This window comes from Roseomonas sp. TF40 (assembly GCF_057219975.1).
This window is the reverse complement of record NZ_JBXVVR010000001.1, coordinates 634,906-654,371: the sequence shown is the minus strand read 5'-3', so window position 1 is coordinate 654,371 and position 19,466 is coordinate 634,906. Positions and strand designations below refer to the sequence as shown.

Genomic DNA, 19,466 nt, shown 5'->3' with positions numbered 1-19,466 from the left:
ATCCCGCGCAAGGCGCGGGGCCAGGATCACTCCTAGCCTTTGCCAATGGCGATGGGGGGCGGCATGGACAGCGCGATGAAGGCGGCGGTGCCGCCACGGGTCTGGGTAGGGCTGCTGGGCGCGGCGGCGGCGTTGGCGCTGATCTGCCTGCTGCCCCCCTTCGCGGGCCTGCCCGTGGCCGGGCAGCGCGCCATCGGCATCCTGGTCTTCGCGGTGATCCTCTGGGTGAGCGAGGCGGTGGACACCACCGTCAGCGCCATCCTGATCGCGGTCGCCATCATCCTGCTGATCGGCACGGCGCCCGACATCGCCGATGCCAGCAGGACCATCGGCATCACCCGCGCGCGGGACTGGGCGATCGCGGGCTTCGCCAACAATGCGGTGGTGCTGGTGGGCGCGGCGCTGGTCTTCGCCGGCGCGGTCGGCGCCACGGGGCTCGATCGGCGGATCGCCTTGCTGGTCCTGTCCCGAGTCGGGTCCGAGACGCGCGCGGTCTTTGCCGGCGCGCTGGCGGTGGGCGTGCTGCTGGCCTTCCTGGTGCCCTCGGCCACGGCGCGGGTCTCGGCGGTGGTGCCGATCATGCTCGGCATCATCGCGGCCTTCGGCATCAGCCGGGAATCGCGCCTCGCCGCGCTGCTGATGATCGGCTCGGCGCAGATCTGCTCGGTGATGAATGTCGGCGTGCTGACGGCGGCGGCGCAGAACGCCACCATGCTCGGCTTCACGCAGCGCGCGCTGGGGCAGAGTGTCACCTGGCTCGACTGGTTCATCGCCGCCTTGCCCTTCTGGCTCATCATGGCGCCGGTGCTCTATGTCATCCTCTGGCGCATGCACCGGCCCGAGGTCGAGCGGATCGAGGGCGGTGGCGCGCGCATCCAGGCGGATCTCGCCGCGCTCGGGCCGATGACGGGGCCGGAATGGCGCACGCTGCTGGCGGCGGCCGGGCTGCTGCTGCTGTGGTCCACCGAGGGCAAGCTGCACCCTCTCGACACCGCCAGCACCACCATCATGGCCATCGCCGTGCTGCTGCTGCCGGGCATCGGGGTGATGAGCTGGAAGCAGGCGCAGGCCGCGGTGCCCTGGGGCACGCTGCTGCTGTTCGGCGTGGGCGTGGCGCTGGGTACCGTGCTGGTCGCCACGCGCGGCGCGCCCTGGCTGGCGGGGCTGATCGTGGAAGGCTTCGGCCTCAAGACCGCCACGCCCTTCGCCATCGTGGCCGTGCTCTCCGCCTTCCTGATCCTGGTGCATCTGGGTTTCGCCTCGGCCACCGCGCTCGCCTCGGCCTTCATCCCCATCGTCATCGCGGTGCTGCAGGAGGTCTCGCGCGCGGGCGTGCCGGTGAATGTGCTGGGCGTGACCATGATCCTGCAATTCGCCGTCTCCTTCGGCTTCATGCTGGTGGTGAATGCGCCGCAGAACCTGGTGGCCTATGGCACGGGCTGCTTCCAGGGGCGGGAGTTCACGCGCTCGGGCGTGGTGATCACGCTGGCCGGCTGGGGCGTGATGCTGCTGCTGGCAGCGACCTGGTGGGAGTGGCTGGGCTGGATGCGGGTGTAGCTACCTCCCCCACTGCCACTCCATCGAGACGCCCACCCGCTCGCCCGCCTCGCGATCGCCGGTCTCGACCTCGAGCCGCACGCGCGGGGTGAGTTCCACGCGCACGCCCACGCGCGTGCTGCCCGTCTCCGTGCCCTGGCGCACGCCGACATAGACCCCCTCGGCAATGTAGCGCCCGGCCTCCAGCGTCGCCCCGCGCCGTTCATCCGGATCGGTGCGGGAGGAGGCGCTTTCATTCCCGCCCGTCACCGCCAGCCGATCGAGCGCGAAGGTCTCCCGCACCCGGTTCATCACCCCGGCCACGGTGCCATTGCCGATGCCCGTCGCCCCCGCGATGGCCTGGGCGATCTGCGCGGCCTCGAGCGGGGAGAGCTGCCCGGCGGGGCGATCGAAGAGCAGCCGCGCCAGCACCTCGTCCTGCGGCAATTCGGGCACGGAGGTGAAGGCGATGATCGGCGCGTTGGGCGGCCCGGTGACCTCCACCGCTACCGTCGTGTCGCCGCTGGCGCTGGTGGCGCGGAAATCGAGTTCCGGCATCAGCCCGCCATCGAAGGAAAGCCGCCCGCGCTCGAAGGCGAGGCGCCGTGCCAGCACCTGCACGTCGCCGCGCCGCATCGCCAACTCGCCGGTGATGTCGGGGGCGTCCAGCGTGCCCACCAGTTGCAGATCGCCCCCCATTTCCACATCCAGCCCGCGCCCGCGCACGAAGACCTGCCGCGGCGCGGCGAAGCTGACGGCGAGGCTGATCGGCGCGCTGGTCTGGGGCGGGGCGGGCGGGGCGGCGGGCAGGGCCGGGCGGGGCGGGCGGCCCGGCGGGCTGCCGATCTCCCTCACCTGGCCGAGCGAGCGGACCGTGGGCGGCAGGCGTTCCGGCACGCGGATATCGGCGCGGCGCAGCCGGATCGGCCCGCTCAGCGTCGCACCCGTGCCGAGCGCCCCGGCAAAGCGCAGCTCGGCATCCAGCGTGGCGCGCAGCAGGTCCATCGCCACGGGCTGCGCGCCCTCCGCCGTCAGCAGCAGGTCGAGGGGGAAGCCCTCCGTCAGCGGCGCGAGGGTGCCCGCGAGGCTGAGCCGCCCGCTGCCGCTGCGCCCTGTGAGCGCGACGCGCAGCCGCTCGCCCTCGGCCCGCAGCGTGCCGTTGATGTCGGAGGTCGCGGTGCCGAAGAGCGGGTTGCGGTAGGATCCGCCGGTGAGCCGCGCCTCGCCGCCGAATTGCGGCGCGGCCAGCGTGCCGGTGAGCCGCAGCGCGAGGTTGAGCCGCCCGCCCGCGCGGCTCGCCCCCGTGGCGAGCAGCGGCGCGGTGAGCGTGGCGATGTCGGCATTGCCGTCCAGCGCGCCCTCCACCGCCCCGCCGGGGCCGCTGGGCAGGCGCAGCGTGGCGAGCAGCCGCGCGGCGGCGCCCATGCCGAGTTCGGCGCGGGCGGTGATCGCCCCCGCCCCCTCGCGCTTCGCCTCGGCGCGGAGTTCGGCCGCCGGCACGCCGCGCAGCCGGGCGTCGCGCAGCTGGCTGCCGCGCAGCGTGAGGGCAAGGTCGGGGCTGGCGGCCGCGCCGGTGATGCGCAGCTCCGCCCCCAGCGTGCCGCTCGGCTGCGTGCCGGGCAGGAGATTGGCGAGGCCGGCGGCGGGGAAGGGCGGGATCACCAGCCGCAGATCGGCGCGTTCCGGCCCGTAGCGGCCCTCGGCGCGCAGCGTGGCACCGCGGCCGAGGGCGAGGGTGAGCGGTGCGACCTCCAGCCCGCCATCCGCGCCGAGCGTCAGCCGCGCCGGGGCGGTGAGGCGCACCGCCTCGCCCGCCCCCGTGGCGCGCAGCGTGGCGATGTCGATGCGCCTGGCGCCGCCCTCGATCTCGCTGAGCCGCGCGGCGAACTCCGTCTCCATCTGGTCGATCCGCCCGCGCAGCGCGAGGTCGAGCCCCGCGAGGTCGCCCCGCGCCGTGGCGCGCAGCCCGCTGGCCGAGGCCTCGGCCAGGGTGAGGCGCGGGATCTCCAGCACCACCTCGCCGCGCTGCCGCCCCTCCGGCGCGGTCAGCGCGGCCTGCAGCGTCGCCGCACCGGCGAGGGGGCGGCCTAGGATAGCCGCGAAGGGGGCGAGATCCGGCGCCGTCACGGCGAGCGTGCCGTCGAACAGCCGCCGCTCGGGGTGCAGGCGGCCCGCCGCGCTGGCCTCGGCCGGGCCGAAGCGCAGCGCCGTGCGGGCCAGGCGCAGCCAGCCCTCATCCTCCGGCGCGCCGGCGACATCGAGGCTGAGCGGCAGGTCCTGGAAGCGGCCCTCGGCGGTTGCGGTGACGCGCGGGGCGCTGAGCGGCGTGGCGATCTCGGCGGCGAGGCGGAAGCCCTCCAGCACCCGCCCCGCGGCGCTCAACCGGTCGCTCTCGGCGGTCAGGCGCAGCGCGGGATCGGCGCGCGGGCCCTTGGCTTCGGCGGTGAGGCCGAAGCTGCCGGTGACATCGCCTTCCTCCAGCCGCGCCTGAAGGGAGAGCGCGAGGTCCAGCACCTCGCCCACCCGGCCCTGCGCCTGGGCGTCGAGCCCCGCGCCGGTGATCGCGAGGCGCGTGATCCGGTCCGGCGCCGTGGCGTCCAGGGTCAGGCGCGGCGTCGGGCCCAGCAGGGCGGCGAGGGGGGCGAGGGAACTGCGCAGCCCCTCGGGCGCAACCTCCAGCACGAGGCGTGGTGCCGCCTGCGGGCCAGTGAGCTGCGCGGTGGCGCGCAGCCCGGCCCAGCCGATGGCCTCGGGCAGCAGGGGCGCGAGGCTCGCGCTGTCCGGCAGCAGGGCCTCGGCGCGCAGATCGAGCGCGCCGGTCGGCGTCACGCGGCCCTGGGCCGAGAGCGTGCCGAGCGGATGCGCGAGGCGCAGCGCATCGAGGTCGAGCGCCCCGTCCGGCCGGCGCGCGGCGCGGAGTTCGAAGGCCAGCGGCGCGGCGAGGGGGCCAGCCAAGCGGGCGGGCAGCAGCGGCGCGGCGCGCAGCTCCCCCCCGATCTCGACGGCGAGGCGGGCGGTATCGGGCGCGCGCAGCGTGCCTTCCAGGCGCAGCGCGATGTCGGGTCCGGCATCGGCCTCGGCCCGCAGCGTCGCGCCCTCGGCCGGGCCATCGAGCGTCAGGTCCAGCGCCAGGGCCTGGTCGGTGATGCCGAGCAGGCGCACCAGCGGCCCGCCCGCGGCGTCGCGCAGCATCAGCTTGGCGCCAAGCCGCCCCGTGCCCGGGCGCAGCGAGGCCTCGAGCCCCAGCAGCGTGGTGCCCTCGGGGCTCGCCACATCCAGCAGCGCGGTCAGCCCCCAGGGGTCGAGCCGCGCGCGCCCCTCCGCCCGCAGCGCCAGGGCCTGGCCGAGCACCGCCTCGCCCAGCCGGATCTCGCCCACCTGCAGCCGATCGAGCTGCACCGCCACGGGCAGATGCGGCAATTCGGGCAGCAGCGGGCCGGGCGGGCGGGGCGCGGCGTCGGGCGCGCTTTCGGGCAGGCGGTGCAGGGTGATCCGGCTGGCCTCCAGCGCCTCGACCCGCAGCGTGCCGCCGAGCAGCGCGCGCAGATCGAGCTTCAGGCTGGCCTGCTCGACCTCGAGCCACACCCCCGCGCCATCGGCAAGGCTGGCCTGGGCGAGGCCGAGGCGGCCGGGCAGCGGCCCTTCCAGCCCGGCGAGCGTCAGCCCCGGCACCTGCGACGCCACCAGCCGCGCGAGGCTGGCGCGCCCGCCCTCGGTATTCGCCCAGAGCAGCCCGGCCGCCAGCACCAGCACGGGCAGCAGAAGCACGAAGCCGAGCGCGGCGCCCAGGCGCAGCGCCCAGCGCCGTCCCCAGCGGCGCGGCGGCTCAGAAGGCTTGGCCGAGACCGACATAGAGCCCGTAGGAATCGTCCCCGGCGCGCTGCCGCAGGGGAATGGCGAGGTCGAGCCGCAGCGGCCCGATGGCGGTGGCGTAGCGGACGCCCAGGCCCGCGCCCATGCGCAGATCGGCCGAATCCGGGAAAGGATTCTGCCCGACGGTGCCGGCATCGAGGAAGGCGACCATGCCGAAGCTGCCGCGGATGCGCTGGCGCAGCTCCACCGAGGCCTCGGCGAGGCTCACCCCGCCCTCGGGCCGGCCCTGCGAATCGCGCGGCCCGATCGACTGGTAGGAGACGCCGCGCACGGACCCGCCGCCGCCGGAATAGAAGCGCTTGTCGAGCGGCACGGCGGCCTCCGCCCCGGTGATGCTGCCCAGCGTGCCGCGCAGCGCCACCACCGAGCCGCCATCGCCGAACAGGTCGAAATAGGTGCGCAGCGTGCCCACCATGCGCACGAAGCCGTCGCTGCCATCGAGCCCGGTATAGGGGATGACATTGGCCTGGGCGCGGATGCCGCTGCGCGGGTCCAGCACGGAATCCGTGGTGTCGAAGCGCAGCCCCACCAGCACGCCCACGAGATTCGAGGGGTCGAGCTGCCCGTCCCGGCCGACCCGGCTGAGGTCCAGCACCGGCCCCGCCTGCAGCACCCAGCGATCGGCCAACGGGTGTTCCAGCGTGACGGCCAGCACGATCGCGTCGCGGTCATAGGCCTTCAGCCGCTCACGCAGCGCCTGGGCGTCCACCACCAGGCTGGTCTGGCCCTGGAACAGCGCCGGGCGGCGGAAATTGGCGGCGATCCGCGCGTTGGAATCCTCCGTGCCGAGGCCGAGGCGCGAGCCCTCCATCTCCAGGCGCAGCCGCTCGGCATTGCCGAAGACGTTGCGCCGTTCGTAGTAGATCCGCCCGGTCGGGCCGTAATTGGTCTCATAGGCGACGGAGAATCCCGCCGCGTTGCGCGGCCGGTCGGTGGTGGCGAAGGTCACCGGCAGGCGGCCGGCCTCATCCAGCCTTTGCCCGGTGCGGGCGCGCACCGTGTCGAAGACGCCGAGCTGGAGGAAGTCGCGCCGCGTCCGCTCCACCGCGCCGGGGCTGAAGACCTGCCCGTCGAGCCGCCCGGCGAGGCGCGCGAGCAGGGCGGGGTTCACCCGGCCGCTGCTGCTGATCTCGGGCGTGCCGAAGCGCGCCTGCGGGCCGGGGGCGAAGACCCAGGCGACATCCATCACCTTGGCGTCATGGTCCACGGTCACGTCGCGGGAGACGACGCTGGCCAGCGGGTGGCCGGCCTCGCGCAGCGCCTGGATCACGCCCGCCTCGGCATCCAGCACGGCGCCGGCACGGGCCGGGTCCTCGGGCGTGAGGGCCGGGGTGGGGGTGATCGCCGCCAGCGCCTCGGCCTCCGCCGGGTCGCGCACCCGCCGGTCGATCTGGCGCAGGCGGTAGAGCGGGCCGGGGGTGACCTTGATCTCGATCGGCACCGGGCTGCCCGCGGCGGCCAGGCGTTCTGCGAGGCCCGGTGTCGTCATCGGCAGGCCGGCGAGGCGGATCTCCACCAGCCCGCCCCAATAGCCCTCGGCCCGAAGCACCTCCTCCAGCACCGCGGGCTCGGCGCCGGCGCGCGCGACCAGGCCATAGGCATCGACCGGGGCGGGCTCGGCCAGGCGGCGGAGGTTGGAGGTGGCGGCCAGCAGATCGTCCAGCCGCTCGATCCCCGTGGGCAGCAGCGTGATGGCGACGGGCAGGGCGCCCGGCACGGATTCGGGGTTGGAGTCAGCCGCGCGCTCCTGCGCCTGCGCGGGGAGCACGCCCATCAGCAACAGCAGGGCCAGGAGCAGGCGGGCGGCGAAGATCCGGCGATTCCCTCTGGTTGGGCCCGGGCGGCGATCTCGGGGGTGGAGAGGCCGGCGCGGGCGGGCTAGGATTATGACATGGACAAGCCCTTCGCCGAGACTCTCACCGCCTGGCGGCGCCACCTGCATGCCCATCCGGGCCTGACCCTGCAGGAGGGCGCGACCGCCGCCTTCGTCGTGGCCCGGCTGCGCGAGATGGGGGTGGCCGAGATCGCGGAAGGTGTGGGCGGGCATGGCGTGGTCGCCACGTTGCGGCGCGGCGCGAGCAACCGCAGCGTCGGCCTGCGCGGCGACATGGACGCGCTGCCGATCCAGGAACTGAATGAGAGCCTGCCCTATCGCTCGACCATCCCGGGGGTGATGCATGCCTGCGGGCACGATGGCCACACCACCGCGCTGCTCGGCACCGCGCAGCTCCTGCTGAACGATCCGGGCTGGACCGGCACGGTGCATCTGGTGTTCCAGCCGGCGGAGGAAGGCGGCGGCGGCGCGAAGCGCATGGTGGCGGAGGGGCTGTTCCAGCGCTTCCCGATGGAGCGCATCTTCGGCTGGCACAACTGGCCCGGCCTGCCGGCGGGCACCATCGCGGTGCATGACGGCCCGGTGATGGCCGCCGGCGCGCGCTTCGACGTGACCTTCGACGGTCACGCCGCCCATGCCGCGCTGCCGCACCTCTCGCGCGACCCGATGCTGGCGGCGGGGCATTGCATCGTCGCGCTGCAGAGCATCGTGGCGCGCAACATCGACCCGCTCTCGGGCGGGGTGGTCAGCGTCACGGTGGTCGAGGGCGGCGAGGCGCAGAACCAGATCCCCTCCCGCGTCGTGCTGAAGGGCACCGCGCGCTGGCTGAACGACAGCGCCGGCGCGGCGCTGGAAGAGGGCATCCGGCGCGTGGGGGAGGGCATCGGCGCCACCTTCGGCGTGCGCGCCACGGTGGGCTTCCGCCAGGGGGTGGAGGTCACGGCCAACCATCCGGAGGAACGCGACCTGGCTGCCGCCGCGGCCGCCGCCGTCGCACCGCTGCGCCGCGACGTGCCGCCGGCCATGACGGGGGAGGATTTCTCCTGGTTCCTGAAGGAGGCGCCGGGCGCCTTCGTCTGGATCGGCAATGGCCCGGCCGAGGGCGGGCGCGAACTGCACAACCCCGGCTACGACTTCAACGATTCGATCCTGCCGACGGCGAGCGGCTTCCTCGCCGAGGTGGCGAAGCGCGCCCTGGCCGGGCGCTAACCCAACACCCGCCCCAGCCAGGCCCCCGCCTGGGCCAGCGAGTCCCGCGCCTTGGCGACATGGTTGGCCGCCCGCAGGAAGCCATGGGCGGTGCCGGCGAACACCGCCTGCTCCACCGCCACGCCCGCGGCACGCAGCTTCTCGCCCATGGCGAGGTTCTCGCTCAGCAGCACGTCAAGCTCCGCGATGTGCAGCAGCACCGGCGGCAGGCCGCGCAGATCGGCGCGGAGCGGTGCGGCGAGCGGGTTCACCCGGTCGGCCGGGCGCGGCGCGTAGCAGTTCCAGTAGAAACGCATCTTCTCGCGCGTCAGGAAGTAGCCATCGGCGAATTCGGCGTAGCTCGGCGTGTCGGTGCGCGAATCGAAGACGCCGTAGTTCAGCAGCAGGCCCGAGAGCCTGAGGTCCGGATCCGTCTCGCGCAGCAGCAGCGCCACGCCCATGGCGAGGTTCGCCCCGGCGCTGTCGCCGCCCAGCGCGATGCGGCTCGGGTCGAGGCCCTGTGCCGCGCCCTCCCGCGCCACCCAGCGCACCACCGCGGCGCATTCCTCCAGCGCCTGGGGGAAGGCGGCCTCGGGGCTGAGCGAATAGTCGGGGCCGATCACGGCGCAGCCCCCGCCCTGGGCATATTCGCGCATCATGCGGTCATGCGTATCGATGCTGTTCCAGATCCAGCCGCCGCCATGGATGTAGACGAGCACGGGCAAGGCGCCGTCCTTGGGGCGGTGGAAGCGGCATTGCAGGCGCCGGCCGCGGATCGGCAGCCACAGATCGGCGCTCTCCTGCAGGGTCGGCCCGCCGGCGCAGAGCGGCAGGTTCAGCGCCTCGGTCGTCGCGCGCGCGCCATCCAGCGGCAGGGCGAGTTCGATGGGCGGGTGCCGCGCCCCTTCCGCCTCCATCATCGCGCTGAAGGCGAGCATCTCGGGGTCCCAGCGGGGATCGGGGGCGGGCATGGCGTTCCTCATGCTGACTCGAGGCCCATGGAATGGCGCGCCGCCGCACACCGCAACCCCTTCAGGCTGGGATATGGCCGAAGCGTCATGCGATGATGCGTTGCGACGCCCCGCGCGACCCCACATGCTGCATCGCACCATGACCCTGACCTCCCTGGCCCCGCGCCCCGGCCGCTTCGATGAGCGCGCCCTCTACCGCCCCCGGCATGTCGCCCTGATCGCGGATCCGGCCCTGCCCATCGCCGGGCTGCTGGCGCGCAACCTCGCGGCGGGCGGCTTCCGCGGCTCGCTCGCGGTGGTGGGCATGACCGCCGAGGGGCTGACCGAGGCGCCAAGCATCGCCGCCTTGCCGAACCTGCCGGATCTCGCCGTGCTCGCCTTGCCGGAGGCGGCGCTGGAGCCCGCCATGGTGGCTCTGGCCGCGCGCGGCTGCTTCGCCGCCGTGGTGCCGGGCGATGCGCCGGACCTCGCCGCCATCTGCCGCCGCACCGGCGTGCGCGCGCTGGGCGCGGGCAGTTTCGGCATCTGCGTGCCGGCCATCGGACTCAACGCCTCGCTCAGCCATGTGCCGCCGCGCGCGGGCAAGCTGGCGCTGGTCGGGCAATCGGCGGCGATCATTCGCACCGTGCTGGACTGGGCCGAGGCCGAGAGCGTGGGCTTCAGCCATGTCATCGGCATCGGCGCCAACAGCGATCTCGGCTTCGCCCATGCGCTGGACTGGCTTTCGCGCGATCCCGGGACCGGGGCGATCCTGCTCGACCTGCGGCGCATCAAGAACCGGCGCATGTTCATCTCCGCCGCCCGTGCCGCCGCGCGCACGCGCCCGGTGGTCGCGTTGCGGGCCGGCGGGCGGCTCGTGGAGCGCTCCGGCACGGGCGATGCGGTGATGGAGGCGGCGCTGCGCCGCGCCGGCGTGCTGCGCGTCAGCGGGCTCGAGGATCTGCTCTCGGCCGCCGAGACGCTGGCGCGCACCAAGCTCGCGACCCGGCCCGGGGTGGGGGACCGCATCGCCATCGTCGCCAATGGCACGGGGCTCGGCCAGTTGGCGGGCGATGCGGTGCTGGTGGAGGGCGGTCGGCTGGCCCCGCTGCCCGAGGCCGCGCTGGCGAGCCTCGCCATCGCGCTGCCCGGCGGGTTTCGGGGGCGCAACCCCATCATCCTGCCCCCGCTGGCCGGCATGGCGCTGGGCGAGGCAGCCGCCCTGCTGGCCGCCGTGCCGGAGGTGGACGCGGTGATCGCCCTGCACGCGCCGGTGGCGGGCGAGAATCCGCAGGCCATCGCCGCCGCCCTGACCGCCGCCGCCAAGGCGACCCGCGCTGCCCCCGTGCTGCTGTGCTGGGCGGGCCAGGCGACGGCCGGGGTGCAGCGCGCCGCCCTGGCCGCGTCGGGCCTGGCGGTGTTTCCCACGCCCGAGGCCGCCGTGCATGGCGCGCTGCATCTGCTCGCGGACCGGCGCAACCGCGCCGCGGCCGCCGAATTGCCGGGGCGCGAGGTGCTGGCGCTCAAGCCCGACCGTGCCGCCGTCGCCCGGCTCTTCGCCGCGGTGCGCGCCGAAGGGCGGGCCTCGCTGACGGAGGATGAGGCGCTCTGCGTCCTGGCCGCCTATGGCCTGCCGGTGGTGCCCGGCCGCGTGGCGGCGGGCGTGGAGGAGGCGGTGGACGCGGCCGCCATGCTCGGCTTTCCCGTGGTGCTGAAGCTGCGCAGTGCCGAGATCTCCCGCAAGACGGATGTGGGCGGCGTCGCACTCGGCCTGCGCAATCCCGAGGCCGTGCGCGAGGCGGCGACGGAGATGCTGGCGCGCCTGGAGCGGCTGCGCCCGGGCGCGCGGCTCGATGGTTTCCTCGTGCAGCGCCAGGCGGCGCGGGCGCTGGAGTTGCGCCTCTGGCTGGCCGAGGATTCGATGTTCGGCCCCTATCTCGGCTTCGGCCTGGGCGGCACGGCGGCGGAACTGCTCGGCGATGCGGGGCATGATCTGCCACCGCTGAACATGACGCTGGCGCATGCGCTGATCGCGCGCACCCGCGCGGCACGGCTCATGGCCGGCTATCGGGACCAGGAGGCGGCGGCCGAGCCCGCGGTGGCAGAGGCGCTGGTCCGGCTTTCCCAGATCGCGGTGGATTTCCCGGAAGTCGCCTCGCTTGGCGTCAACCCGCTCTTCGTCGATGCCGAGGGCGTGCTGGCGGGCGATGCCAGCCTCGACCTTCGCCCGGCGGGCGAGCGCGGGATGCTCGCCATCCCGCCCTACCCGGAGGAATGGGTGACGCGCTGGGCCACGAAATCCGGCGAGGTGCTGACGCTCCGCCCGATCCGCCCGGAAGACGCGGACGCGCATCGCGCCTTCATCGCGCGCCTGTCGCCCGAGGATATCCGCTACCGCTTCTTCTCGCAGTTGAAGGAGCTGCCGCCGGTGCAGATCGCGCGGCTGACGCAGATCGACTACGACCGGGAGATGGCCTTCGTGGCCATGCGCCCCCTGTCCGGCGGCGGGGAGGAGATGCTCGGCGTCTCGCGCCTGATCCGCGAGCCGGATGGCGAGACGGGCGAATTCGCCGTGATCGTCGATGCGCGCATGAAGGGCCAGGGGCTGGGCGCGCATCTGATGCAGCGCCTGTTCGACTGGGCGCCGAGCGGGGGCATCAGCACGATCTCCGGCCAGGTGCTGGCGGACAACGCGCCGATGCTCGCCTTCGTGAAGCGGCTCGGCTTCACCACGCGGCGCAGCCCGGAGGATGAGGAGGTGGTGGAGGCGAAGCGGGCGGTGTGAGCCACCGCCCGCTTCTTCTCGACAGGGCGGCTCAGCCGCCGCCCGGGAGCTGCACCTGCTGGTCGTTCTGCCCGCGCATCGCCCAGCCCGTGGTGCGGTTCTCGATGGTCACGGCGGCGGCATACATCAGGATGCCCATCACCGCGGTGACCATCAGCCCGGCGAAGACCAGCGGCACGTCGAAGCGGCTGCTGGCCAGGATCATCAGGTGCCCGATGCCCTTGTTGGCGGCCACCGTCTCCGCGATGATCGAGCCGACGAAGGCCACCGTGATCGCGATCTTCAGCGAGGCGAAGAAATAGGGCATCGCCCGCGGCAGGCCGACCTTGCGGATGATGTCGGAGTGCCGCGCCCCCAGCGCGCGCAGCACGTCGCGCAGTTCGGGCTCCACGGTGGCGATGCCGGTGGCGACGTTCACCACGATGGGGAAGAAGCTGATCAGGAAGGCGGTGATCACGGCCGGCACGGTGCCGATGCCGAACCAGATCACCAGGATCGGCACCACCGCCACCTTGGGGATCGAGTTGAAGCCGATCAGCAGCGGATAGAGCCCGTGATAGAGCATGGTCGAGCTGCCGATCGCGATGCCCAGCAGCAGCCCGAAAACGATGGCGAGGCCGAAGCCGATCAGCGTCGTCATCAGCGTCTGCCAGGAATTGTCGAGCAGCGGGCGCCACCACTTCACCATGCTCGCGGCGATGTCGCTCGGCGCGGGCAGGATGAATTGCTGCACGTCGAAGGCCTGCACGGCCACTTCCCAGAACAGGAACATGCCCGCGATCACCAGGTAGGGCAGCCAGGCCTGGATGCGGCGGCGCCGGCGCGCGGCGGCGATCATCGCATCGAGGCGCGCCAGCGCCTCGGGCGACATGGTCGGGTCGTTGGCGACGGTATCACGCGGCATGGACAACCTCCTCGCCCTTGCGGGCCGCGCTGATGTGCTCGCGCAGGTCATGCACCATGGAGACGAATTCCGGCAGGTAGGTGGTCTCGAGCGTGCGCGGGCGGGGCAGTTCCACCTGCCGCTCGGCGATGATGCGGCCCGGGCGGGCCGACATCACCAGCACGCGATCGGCCAGGAAGGTGGCCTCGCGCAGGTCATGCGTCACCAGGATCACGGTCGGCTTGCGCGCCATCCAGACATCCTGGAGCACGGACCACAGATCCTCGCGCGTGAAGATGTCGAGTGCGGCGAAGGGCTCGTCCAGCATCAGCAGCGCGGGGTCGTGGATCAGCGCGCGGCAGAGGCTCGCGCGCTGCTGCATGCCGCCCGAGAGCTGCCAGGGGAACTTCTTCTCGAAGCCACCGAGGCCGACCAGCTTGAGCAGGTCCTTGGCCTTGGCCTCATACATGCCGCGCTGGCTGCGCAGCTGGCGGCGGTGCGGCTCCACGACTTCCAGCGGCAGCATCACGTTGTCGAGGATGTTGCGCCAGGGCAGCAGGGTCGGGTTCTGGAAGGCCATGCCGGCGACGCTGAGCGGCCCCGCGACCTCGGCGCCCGAGACGATGACGCTGCCCGAGGTGGCCGGCCACAGCCCCGTCACCAGCCGCATCAGGGTGGATTTGCCGCAGCCCGAGGGGCCGACGACGGCAATGAACTCGCCCTTGGCGACCGAGAGGGTGGTGCCTTTCAGCGCCAGCGTGCCCTCGACGCCGCCGTAGCGCATGGCGACCTCGTTGATCTCGACGAAAGGACGCTCCATCGACTCCCCCAGAGGAAGGTGGCGCTGGCCGAGCGCCGGCGCGCGTGGTGCCTGTGTGCGGCAGGCACCCCCCTCCGCGCAAGCAGCGCTTGGCGGATGATGCGGTGCGGCAACCTGTCTGCTGCGTCATCTTGCCGCATGCCGGGCCATGTTGCTGCATAATTAGGCAATCGTACGCTTCAGGGCGCGGCGAAGACGGGCCCGCAACTGGCTGGCAGGGCAGGGGGCGGGCCGGGCGGGCCCGGCGGCGGGGGCGGCCGGCGGGCCTCCGCCGAGAACCACCAGTCCAACGTGGCATCGCAGCCATCGCCCGGCGGCGGGGGGGCGATGTCGCGGCATTCGGGGCTGTCGGCCGGGCAGCGCAGGCGGATATGCATGTGGCTGTCATGGCCGCGCCAGGGCCGCACCCGCCGCAGCCAGGGCTCGCCCCGGTGGTCGGTGCAGAGCCGGCGCTTGATGGCAGGGTTCACCAGCAGCCGGTCCACGCCCGGCGTCTCGGCCGCGAGTCGGATCAGCGTGGCGTGGCGCGCGGTCCAGCGCGCGGGGTCCACGCCCTGGCCGTCGGCCAGGACCAGGGAGGGGATGGTCAACTCCTCCCGCGCCGCCACCGGCACGCGCGGCTTGGGGCGCAGGTCGAGCCAGACATCCACATCGAGCCCGTTCTGGTGGCTGGCATGGCCCCAGGGCATCGGCCCGCCGCGCGGCTGTGCGAGGTCGCCGATCCACAGATCGGGGAAGGCCTGCGCGCGGGCGCGGCCCGCGAGGTCCTGCACGAAGGCGATGGTCGCCGGGTGCCCCCAATGGCGGTTGCGCGAGACCCGCACCGCCTGCCAGCCCGGCCCGTCGCTGGGCAGTTGCACCCCCCCTGCGAGGCAGCCCAGTGCCGTGCCGCCGATGGCGCGGCTGGGCCCGGGACTCGGCGTCGGGCGGCTTGCCCAATCGGCGGCGCGCGCCGGCGGCGCCTGGGCTGGCGCGGGCGGGGCCGGCAGCATCAGCAGGAACAGCAGCAGCAGGAGAGGGCGCATCGTGCAATCATGCGGTGGCCCGCCGGGGCGCTCAACCGCGCCCTGCCTCGTACGCGCCACACTCCCGCGTTACAACTTTGCGTCATCCGGATTCGCCGAAGGATTCCGCCCTTGGGTCGCTATCTCGTCACCGGCGGTGCCGGCTATGTGGGCAGCCATACCGTGCTGGCCCTTCTCGACCGCGGCGATGAGGTCGTGGTGCTGGACGATCTCTCCAAGGGCCATGCCGGCGCGGTGCCGGCGGGCGCACGCCTGGTGCGGGGGCGCTGCGACGATCCGGCGGCGCTCGAGGCCGCCTTCGCGCAGGGGCCCTTCGCCGCGGTGCTGCATTTCGCCGCCCTGTCCCTGGTCGGCGACAGCATGCGCGAGCCGCTGCGCTACATGACCGAGAACCTTGCCACGACCTCCGCCGTCGCCAATGCCGCGGTGCGCTCGGGCTGCCGGCGCATGGTGCTCTCCTCCACCGCCGCGCTGTTCGGCTTTCCCGAGCGCATCCCCATCGATGAGGAACAGCGCCTCGGCCCCGTCTCGCCCTATGGGGAGAGCAAGCTGTTCTGCGAACGCGCGCTCGACTGGGCGGATCGCGTGCATGGGCTGCGCTTCGCCTCGCTGCGCTACTTCAACGCCGCCGGCGCCGATCCGGCAGGGCGGGCGGGCGAGGATCACGAGCCGGAGACGCATCTGGTGCCGCTCGCGATCGATGCCGCGCTTGGCCTGCGCGGGCCGCTGACCGTCTTCGGCACGGATTACGACACGCCCGACGGCACCGGCGTGCGCGACTATGTGCATGTCTCCGACCTGGCGGAGGCGCATCTGCGCGTGCTGCCGCTGCTGGAGGAGCGCTCGCGGCGCTACAACCTGGGCAACGGCCGCGGCTATTCGGTGCGCGAGGTGATCGAGACGGTGGGCCGCATCGTCGGCCGCCCCGTGCCGCACACGCTGGGTCCGCGGCGGGAGGGTGACCCGGCGGTGCTGGTGGCGTCCTCCGCCCGGCTGCGCGAAGAGACGGGCTGGACGCCGCGCTTCCCCGCGCTGGAGGACATCGTGCGCACCGCCTATGCGTGGCGGTCGGCGCACCCCAAGGGCTACGCCGACCGCGGGTGACCTTCAGCCGTTGAAGCGGAACGCCCCGGCCACATGGTCGGAGGGCGCCGCCGGGGCGGGCTCGGCGGCAGGGCCGGCGGCGGCATTGGCCTGGGCCTGCGCCATCGCTTCCTTCGCCTTCGCCTCGATCTGCTTCGTCACCTCGACGAGCACGCGCGCCAGGGTGGGCATCTGCAGCACGGGGACGATCAGCAGGCCCGAGGGGCTGGGCTTCGCGTCCTTCTGGCCGGTCGCGGCGCCGAGCGTGATGCGTGCCACGCCATTGGCCACATGCACATCGATGACGCCGTCGCCGAAGACGGTAGGGATGCCGGTCATGTCGGGGGTTCCTATTGTTCGCGGAAGGAGCGGTGGAAACTGTCCAGCAGCGGCTGGATGAGGTAGCGGCCGAAGCTGCGCGTGCCGGTCTGGATCATGGCTTCCACCGCCATGCCGGCGCGCAGCGTCACGCCCTCCAGCGAGCGAAGCTGGTCGGCGTCGATCTCGATCTGCACGCGGTAATAGGCGAGGCCCCGGCGCTCATCCTCGGTGATGTCGGAGGCGACGAAGACGACATGGCCGTGCAGATAGGGAACCAGCCGCTGCTTGAAGGCGGGCAGGCGCACCTCCGCCTGCAGGCCGGTCACCACCACGTCGATGTCGTTGGGCTGGACATGCACCTCGGCCAGCAGCCGGTCGCGCTCGGGCACGATGTCGAGCAGCGGGTCGCCGGGGCGCACCACGCCGCCCGTGGTGAAGACGCGCAGGTTCAGCACCACGCCATCCTCCGGCGCGGTCACCTCCATGCGGGTGGAGACGTTCTCCGCCGCGCGCAGGCGCTCCTCGGCCTCGGAGAGGCGCACGCGCACCTCGCGCAGTTCGGTCGAGGCCTCCTGCAGGCGCGTGTCGCCCAGGCGCGTGATCTCGCGCTCGGCCTCGGCGATCTGGGCGCGGGAGCGCGTGGTCTGGTTGGTGATGTCCTCGATATTGCCCTCGGTCGAGGCGACCTGGCGCTGGAGCGCGAGCAGCTGCGGCAGGCGCGCGAGGCCCTGGCGCAGCAGCATCGCCGTGTTCTCCTCTTCGGCCTTCAGCAGCACCAGCATGCGCCGCTGCGCGTTCATCTGCGCGCCCGCGGAGCGGATGGTCGCCTCATGCTGCTCGATGCGCGCGCGCAGCACCTGGAACTGGCTGTCGAGGGCGATGCGCCGCGCCTCGAACAGCGCGCGCTGGCCGGTGATGACCTCCTGCGCGCGGGGGTGGTCGGAGACCAGAAGCTCGCGCGGGAAGACGATCTCCGGCGCGCGGGCGACCTCGGCGGCGAGGCGCGCATCCTGCGCCAGCAGGGCGAAGCGCTGGCTGCGCAGCGTCTCGGTCTGCTGAGAGGCCTGGGGCTGTTCCAGGCGCAGCAGCGGCTGGCCCTGGCGCACCACATCGCCGTCGCGCACCAGGATCTCGCGCACGATGCCGCCCTCGAAATGCTGCACGGTGCGGCGCGTGCCCTCCACCTTCAGCATGCCCGGCGCGATCGCCGCTTCCGCCAGGGGCGCCAGCGCCGCCCAGAGGCCCAGGCCGAAGACGAAGGCGCCGCAGATGATGTAGCCCATCAGCACGGCGAGGCGGGTGCGCGGCTTGGGCGCATCCAGGATCAGCTGCTCGCCCTCGGGCTGCCACAGCGCGGGCGGACCGCCGGCGGGCTTGGGGACGACCGCGCTGCGGGGGAAGGTGGCGTCGCTCATCGGCTCAAGCTCCTGCCGCGCGGCCGGGCACGACTTCCGTCGGCCGGCCGGGCGCGCCCTGCACCAGGCGCTTCAGCACCTCGGCGCGCGGGCCGAAGGCCTCGGCCGCGCCATCGCGCATCAGCAGCACCTTGTCCACGCCCTGCACCAGGGTCGGGCGGTGGGAGACCAGGATGACGGTGGTGCCGCGCGCCTTCAGCGCCTCGAGCCCGCGGATCAGCGCCTGCTCGGCATCGCCGTCGAGGTTCGAATTCGGTTCGTCGAGCACCACGAAATGCGGGTTGCCGAACATGGCCCGCGCCAGGCCGATCAGCTGGCGCTGCCCGCCCGAGAGGTGCTGGCCGCCATCGCCGATCTCGGTGTCGTAGCCCTGCGGCAGGCGCAGGATCATCTCATGGCAGCCGGCGAGCTTCGCGGCCTCGAAGACCTGCTCGGGCTCGGTGTCGCGCATGCGGCCGATGTTGAGCATGACCGTGCCGTCGAACAGCTCCACATCCTGGGGCAGGTAGCCGACATAGCGGCCGAAATCCTCGCGCTGCCAGGTGAAGACGTCGGCGCCATCCAGACGCACCGTGCCGGCCGAGGCCTGCAGCGTGCCGATCAGCAGGCGGATCAGCGTGGTCTTGCCCGCCGCCGAGGGGCCGATGATGGCGAGCGATTCGCCGGCGGCGAGGTTGAAGCTGATGCCCTTGATGATCGCCACGGGCTGGCCGGGGAAGCCGAAGGTCACGCGCTCCACCGCGATGCGCCCGGTGGGTTCGGGCAGGGCCATGCCGGGCGGGCGGATGCGCGGCAGCGCCATGAAGCCGACCAGGCGGCGATAGGCCTGGCGCGCCTGTACCAGCTGCTTCCAGCCGCCGATCATCTGCTCCACCGGCGCCAGCGCGCGGCCCATGATGATCGAGGCGGCGATGGAGGCACCGGCGGTCAGCTGCTGTTCCAGCACGAGATAGGCGCCCACGCCCAGCACCGCGACCTGGATGGTCAGGCGGAAGAAGCGCGTGATGGAGAGCAGCATCGCCGCGCGATCCGCCGCGCGCTCCTGCGGCGGCATGGAGGAGGCGAGGCCCTCGCGCCAGCGCTGCAGCACGGCGGGCGCCATGCCCATGCTGTCGATCACCTCGGCATTGCGCACGATGCTCTCGGCGCGGCGCTGGCTGGCCATGCCTGCGGTGGAGGCCTGGCGCACCAGGGCGCCGGTGGTCCACTCATTGGCCAGCGTCAGCAGGAACAGGATGGCCGCGCCGATCAGCGCGATCCAGCCCAGCACCGGGTGCAGCATGAAGATGACGGCCAGGAAGATCGGCACCCAGGGCACGTCGAAGAGCGTGAGCGAGGCCGGCGAGCTCAGCCAGTTGCGGCACATGGAGAGGTCGCGCAGCGCCTCCATGCGATAGGGGCGGCCGCGCAGCTGGCTCTCGATCGCGCGGATGAAGGCCTCGGGCGCGGCCTTGCCTTCGACCCATCCGGCGATGCGCTGCATCACCTGGCTGCGCAGCCCGTCCAGCGCGGCCATGATCAGCAGCGCGAACATGGCGATGAAGGTCAGGTAGTAGAGCGTCTCGAGGCTGCGCGAGGACAGCACGCGGTCGAAGACCTGCATCATGTAGAGCGAGACGGTGAGCTGCAGCAGGTTCACCACGCCGCTGAACAGCGCGACGGCGACCAGCTGCTGCTTGCAACTGGCCAGCGCCTTGGAGAGCACGGTTTCGGGTGTCTTCTCCTGCATGCCGGGCATCAGGGCCATCGGGCG

13 protein-coding genes are annotated in these 19,466 nt (G+C 73.2%); 4 read left to right on the top strand and 9 right to left on the bottom strand.

The window, feature by feature from the left end; translation table 11 throughout:
* Positions 1 to 45 precede the first annotated feature (45 nt).
* Positions 46 to 1,557, top strand: coding sequence for a DASS family sodium-coupled anion symporter (locus AC2D9U_RS02665; RefSeq protein WP_484746210.1), 1,512 nt, complete (start codon positions 46 to 48; stop codon positions 1,555 to 1,557).
* Here AC2D9U_RS02665 and AC2D9U_RS02660 read toward each other — a convergent pair whose 3' ends face one another.
* Positions 1,558 to 5,388, bottom strand: coding sequence for a translocation/assembly module TamB domain-containing protein (locus tag AC2D9U_RS02660; RefSeq protein ID WP_484746204.1), 3,831 nt, complete (start codon positions 5,386 to 5,388; stop codon positions 1,558 to 1,560). It lies immediately after the preceding gene.
* Positions 5,363 to 7,183, bottom strand: a complete 1,821-nt coding sequence (locus AC2D9U_RS02655) for an autotransporter assembly complex protein TamA (RefSeq protein ID WP_484746202.1) — start codon at positions 7,181 to 7,183, stop codon at positions 5,363 to 5,365. Before AC2D9U_RS02655 ends, AC2D9U_RS02660 begins: the two co-directional genes overlap by 26 nt.
* Before the next feature lie 117 nt (positions 7,184 to 7,300).
* Between AC2D9U_RS02655 and AC2D9U_RS02650 the strand changes: the two genes are divergently transcribed.
* Positions 7,301 to 8,452 (top strand): amidohydrolase, encoded by a 1,152-nt coding sequence (locus AC2D9U_RS02650; RefSeq protein WP_484746201.1) that lies wholly within the window; start codon positions 7,301 to 7,303, stop codon positions 8,450 to 8,452.
* Here the strand turns inward: AC2D9U_RS02650 and AC2D9U_RS02645 are convergent.
* Positions 8,449 to 9,402 carry an alpha/beta hydrolase gene (locus AC2D9U_RS02645; RefSeq protein WP_484746199.1) on the bottom strand — a complete coding sequence of 318 codons (954 nt, stop codon included), beginning with the start codon at positions 9,400 to 9,402 and terminating at the stop codon, positions 8,449 to 8,451. The genes AC2D9U_RS02650 and AC2D9U_RS02645 overlap by 4 nt on opposite strands.
* 139 nt (positions 9,403 to 9,541) lie before the next feature.
* Between AC2D9U_RS02645 and AC2D9U_RS02640 the strand changes: the two genes are divergently transcribed.
* Entirely contained in the window at positions 9,542 to 12,166 is a 2,625-nt protein-coding gene (locus tag AC2D9U_RS02640; RefSeq protein WP_484746198.1) for a bifunctional acetate--CoA ligase family protein/GNAT family N-acetyltransferase, read from the top strand.
* Between the two features lie 31 nt (positions 12,167 to 12,197).
* Here the strand turns inward: AC2D9U_RS02640 and AC2D9U_RS02635 are convergent, their stop codons facing one another.
* The 3 genes from AC2D9U_RS02635 to mepA all read right to left on the bottom strand — a co-directional run bounded on the left by AC2D9U_RS02635 (position 12,198) and on the right by mepA (position 14,894).
* Positions 12,198 to 13,070 (bottom strand): ABC transporter permease, encoded by an 873-nt coding sequence (locus AC2D9U_RS02635; protein WP_484746196.1) that lies wholly within the window; start codon positions 13,068 to 13,070, stop codon positions 12,198 to 12,200.
* Positions 13,060 to 13,869 carry an ABC transporter ATP-binding protein gene (locus tag AC2D9U_RS02630; protein WP_484746194.1) on the bottom strand — a complete coding sequence of 270 codons (810 nt, stop codon included), beginning with the start codon at positions 13,867 to 13,869 and terminating at the stop codon, positions 13,060 to 13,062. Before AC2D9U_RS02630 ends, AC2D9U_RS02635 begins: the two co-directional genes overlap by 11 nt.
* A 179-nt stretch (positions 13,870 to 14,048) precedes the next feature.
* Positions 14,049 to 14,894, bottom strand: coding sequence for a penicillin-insensitive murein endopeptidase (gene mepA / locus AC2D9U_RS02625; protein WP_484746192.1), 846 nt, complete (start codon positions 14,892 to 14,894; stop codon positions 14,049 to 14,051).
* 111 nt (positions 14,895 to 15,005) lie between these two features.
* Between mepA and galE the strand changes: the two genes are divergently transcribed.
* Complete coding sequence (galE, locus tag AC2D9U_RS02620) at positions 15,006 to 15,998, top strand: UDP-glucose 4-epimerase GalE (protein ID WP_484746188.1); 993 nt, start codon at positions 15,006 to 15,008, stop codon at positions 15,996 to 15,998.
* Between the two features lie 3 nt (positions 15,999 to 16,001).
* Here the strand turns inward: galE and AC2D9U_RS02615 are convergent, their stop codons facing one another.
* Genes AC2D9U_RS02615 through AC2D9U_RS02605 form a run of 3 tightly spaced genes read right to left on the bottom strand, consistent with a single transcriptional unit; the run spans position 16,002 to position 19,460 of the window.
* Positions 16,002 to 16,316 carry a hypothetical protein gene (locus AC2D9U_RS02615; RefSeq protein WP_484746185.1) on the bottom strand — a complete coding sequence of 105 codons (315 nt, stop codon included), beginning with the start codon at positions 16,314 to 16,316 and terminating at the stop codon, positions 16,002 to 16,004.
* 11 nt (positions 16,317 to 16,327) lie between these two features.
* The gene (locus AC2D9U_RS02610) at positions 16,328 to 17,713 is read right to left on the bottom strand and encodes an HlyD family type I secretion periplasmic adaptor subunit (protein ID WP_484746183.1); all 1,386 of its coding nucleotides are present in this window, start codon (positions 17,711 to 17,713) and stop codon (positions 16,328 to 16,330) included.
* A 4-nt stretch (positions 17,714 to 17,717) separates the two neighbouring features.
* Entirely contained in the window at positions 17,718 to 19,460 is a 1,743-nt protein-coding gene (locus tag AC2D9U_RS02605) for a type I secretion system permease/ATPase (RefSeq protein WP_484746180.1), read from the bottom strand.
* Positions 19,461 to 19,466 lie beyond the last annotated feature (6 nt).

Coding starts and splice junctions, on each gene's coding strand:
- AC2D9U_RS02665 (WP_484746210.1), top strand. CDS start 46: ATGGCGATGGGGGGCGGCATGGACAGCGCGATGAAGGCGGCGGTGCCG.
- AC2D9U_RS02660 (WP_484746204.1), bottom strand. CDS start 5,388: ATGTCGGTCTCGGCCAAGCCTTCTGAGCCGCCGCGCCGCTGGGGACGG.
- AC2D9U_RS02655 (WP_484746202.1), bottom strand. CDS start 7,183: ATGGGCGTGCTCCCCGCGCAGGCGCAGGAGCGCGCGGCTGACTCCAAC.
- AC2D9U_RS02650 (WP_484746201.1), top strand. CDS start 7,301: ATGGACAAGCCCTTCGCCGAGACTCTCACCGCCTGGCGGCGCCACCTG.
- AC2D9U_RS02645 (WP_484746199.1), bottom strand. CDS start 9,402: ATGCCCGCCCCCGATCCCCGCTGGGACCCCGAGATGCTCGCCTTCAGC.
- AC2D9U_RS02640 (WP_484746198.1), top strand. CDS start 9,542: ATGACCCTGACCTCCCTGGCCCCGCGCCCCGGCCGCTTCGATGAGCGC.
- AC2D9U_RS02635 (WP_484746196.1), bottom strand. CDS start 13,070: ATGCCGCGTGATACCGTCGCCAACGACCCGACCATGTCGCCCGAGGCG.
- AC2D9U_RS02630 (WP_484746194.1), bottom strand. CDS start 13,869: ATGGAGCGTCCTTTCGTCGAGATCAACGAGGTCGCCATGCGCTACGGC.
- mepA (WP_484746192.1), bottom strand. CDS start 14,894: ATGCGCCCTCTCCTGCTGCTGCTGTTCCTGCTGATGCTGCCGGCCCCG.
- AC2D9U_RS02615 (WP_484746185.1), bottom strand. CDS start 16,316: ATGACCGGCATCCCTACCGTCTTCGGCGACGGCGTCATCGATGTGCAT.
- AC2D9U_RS02610 (WP_484746183.1), bottom strand. CDS start 17,713: ATGAGCGACGCCACCTTCCCCCGCAGCGCGGTCGTCCCCAAGCCCGCC.
- AC2D9U_RS02605 (WP_484746180.1), bottom strand. CDS start 19,460: ATGGCCCTGATGCCCGGCATGCAGGAGAAGACACCCGAAACCGTGCTC.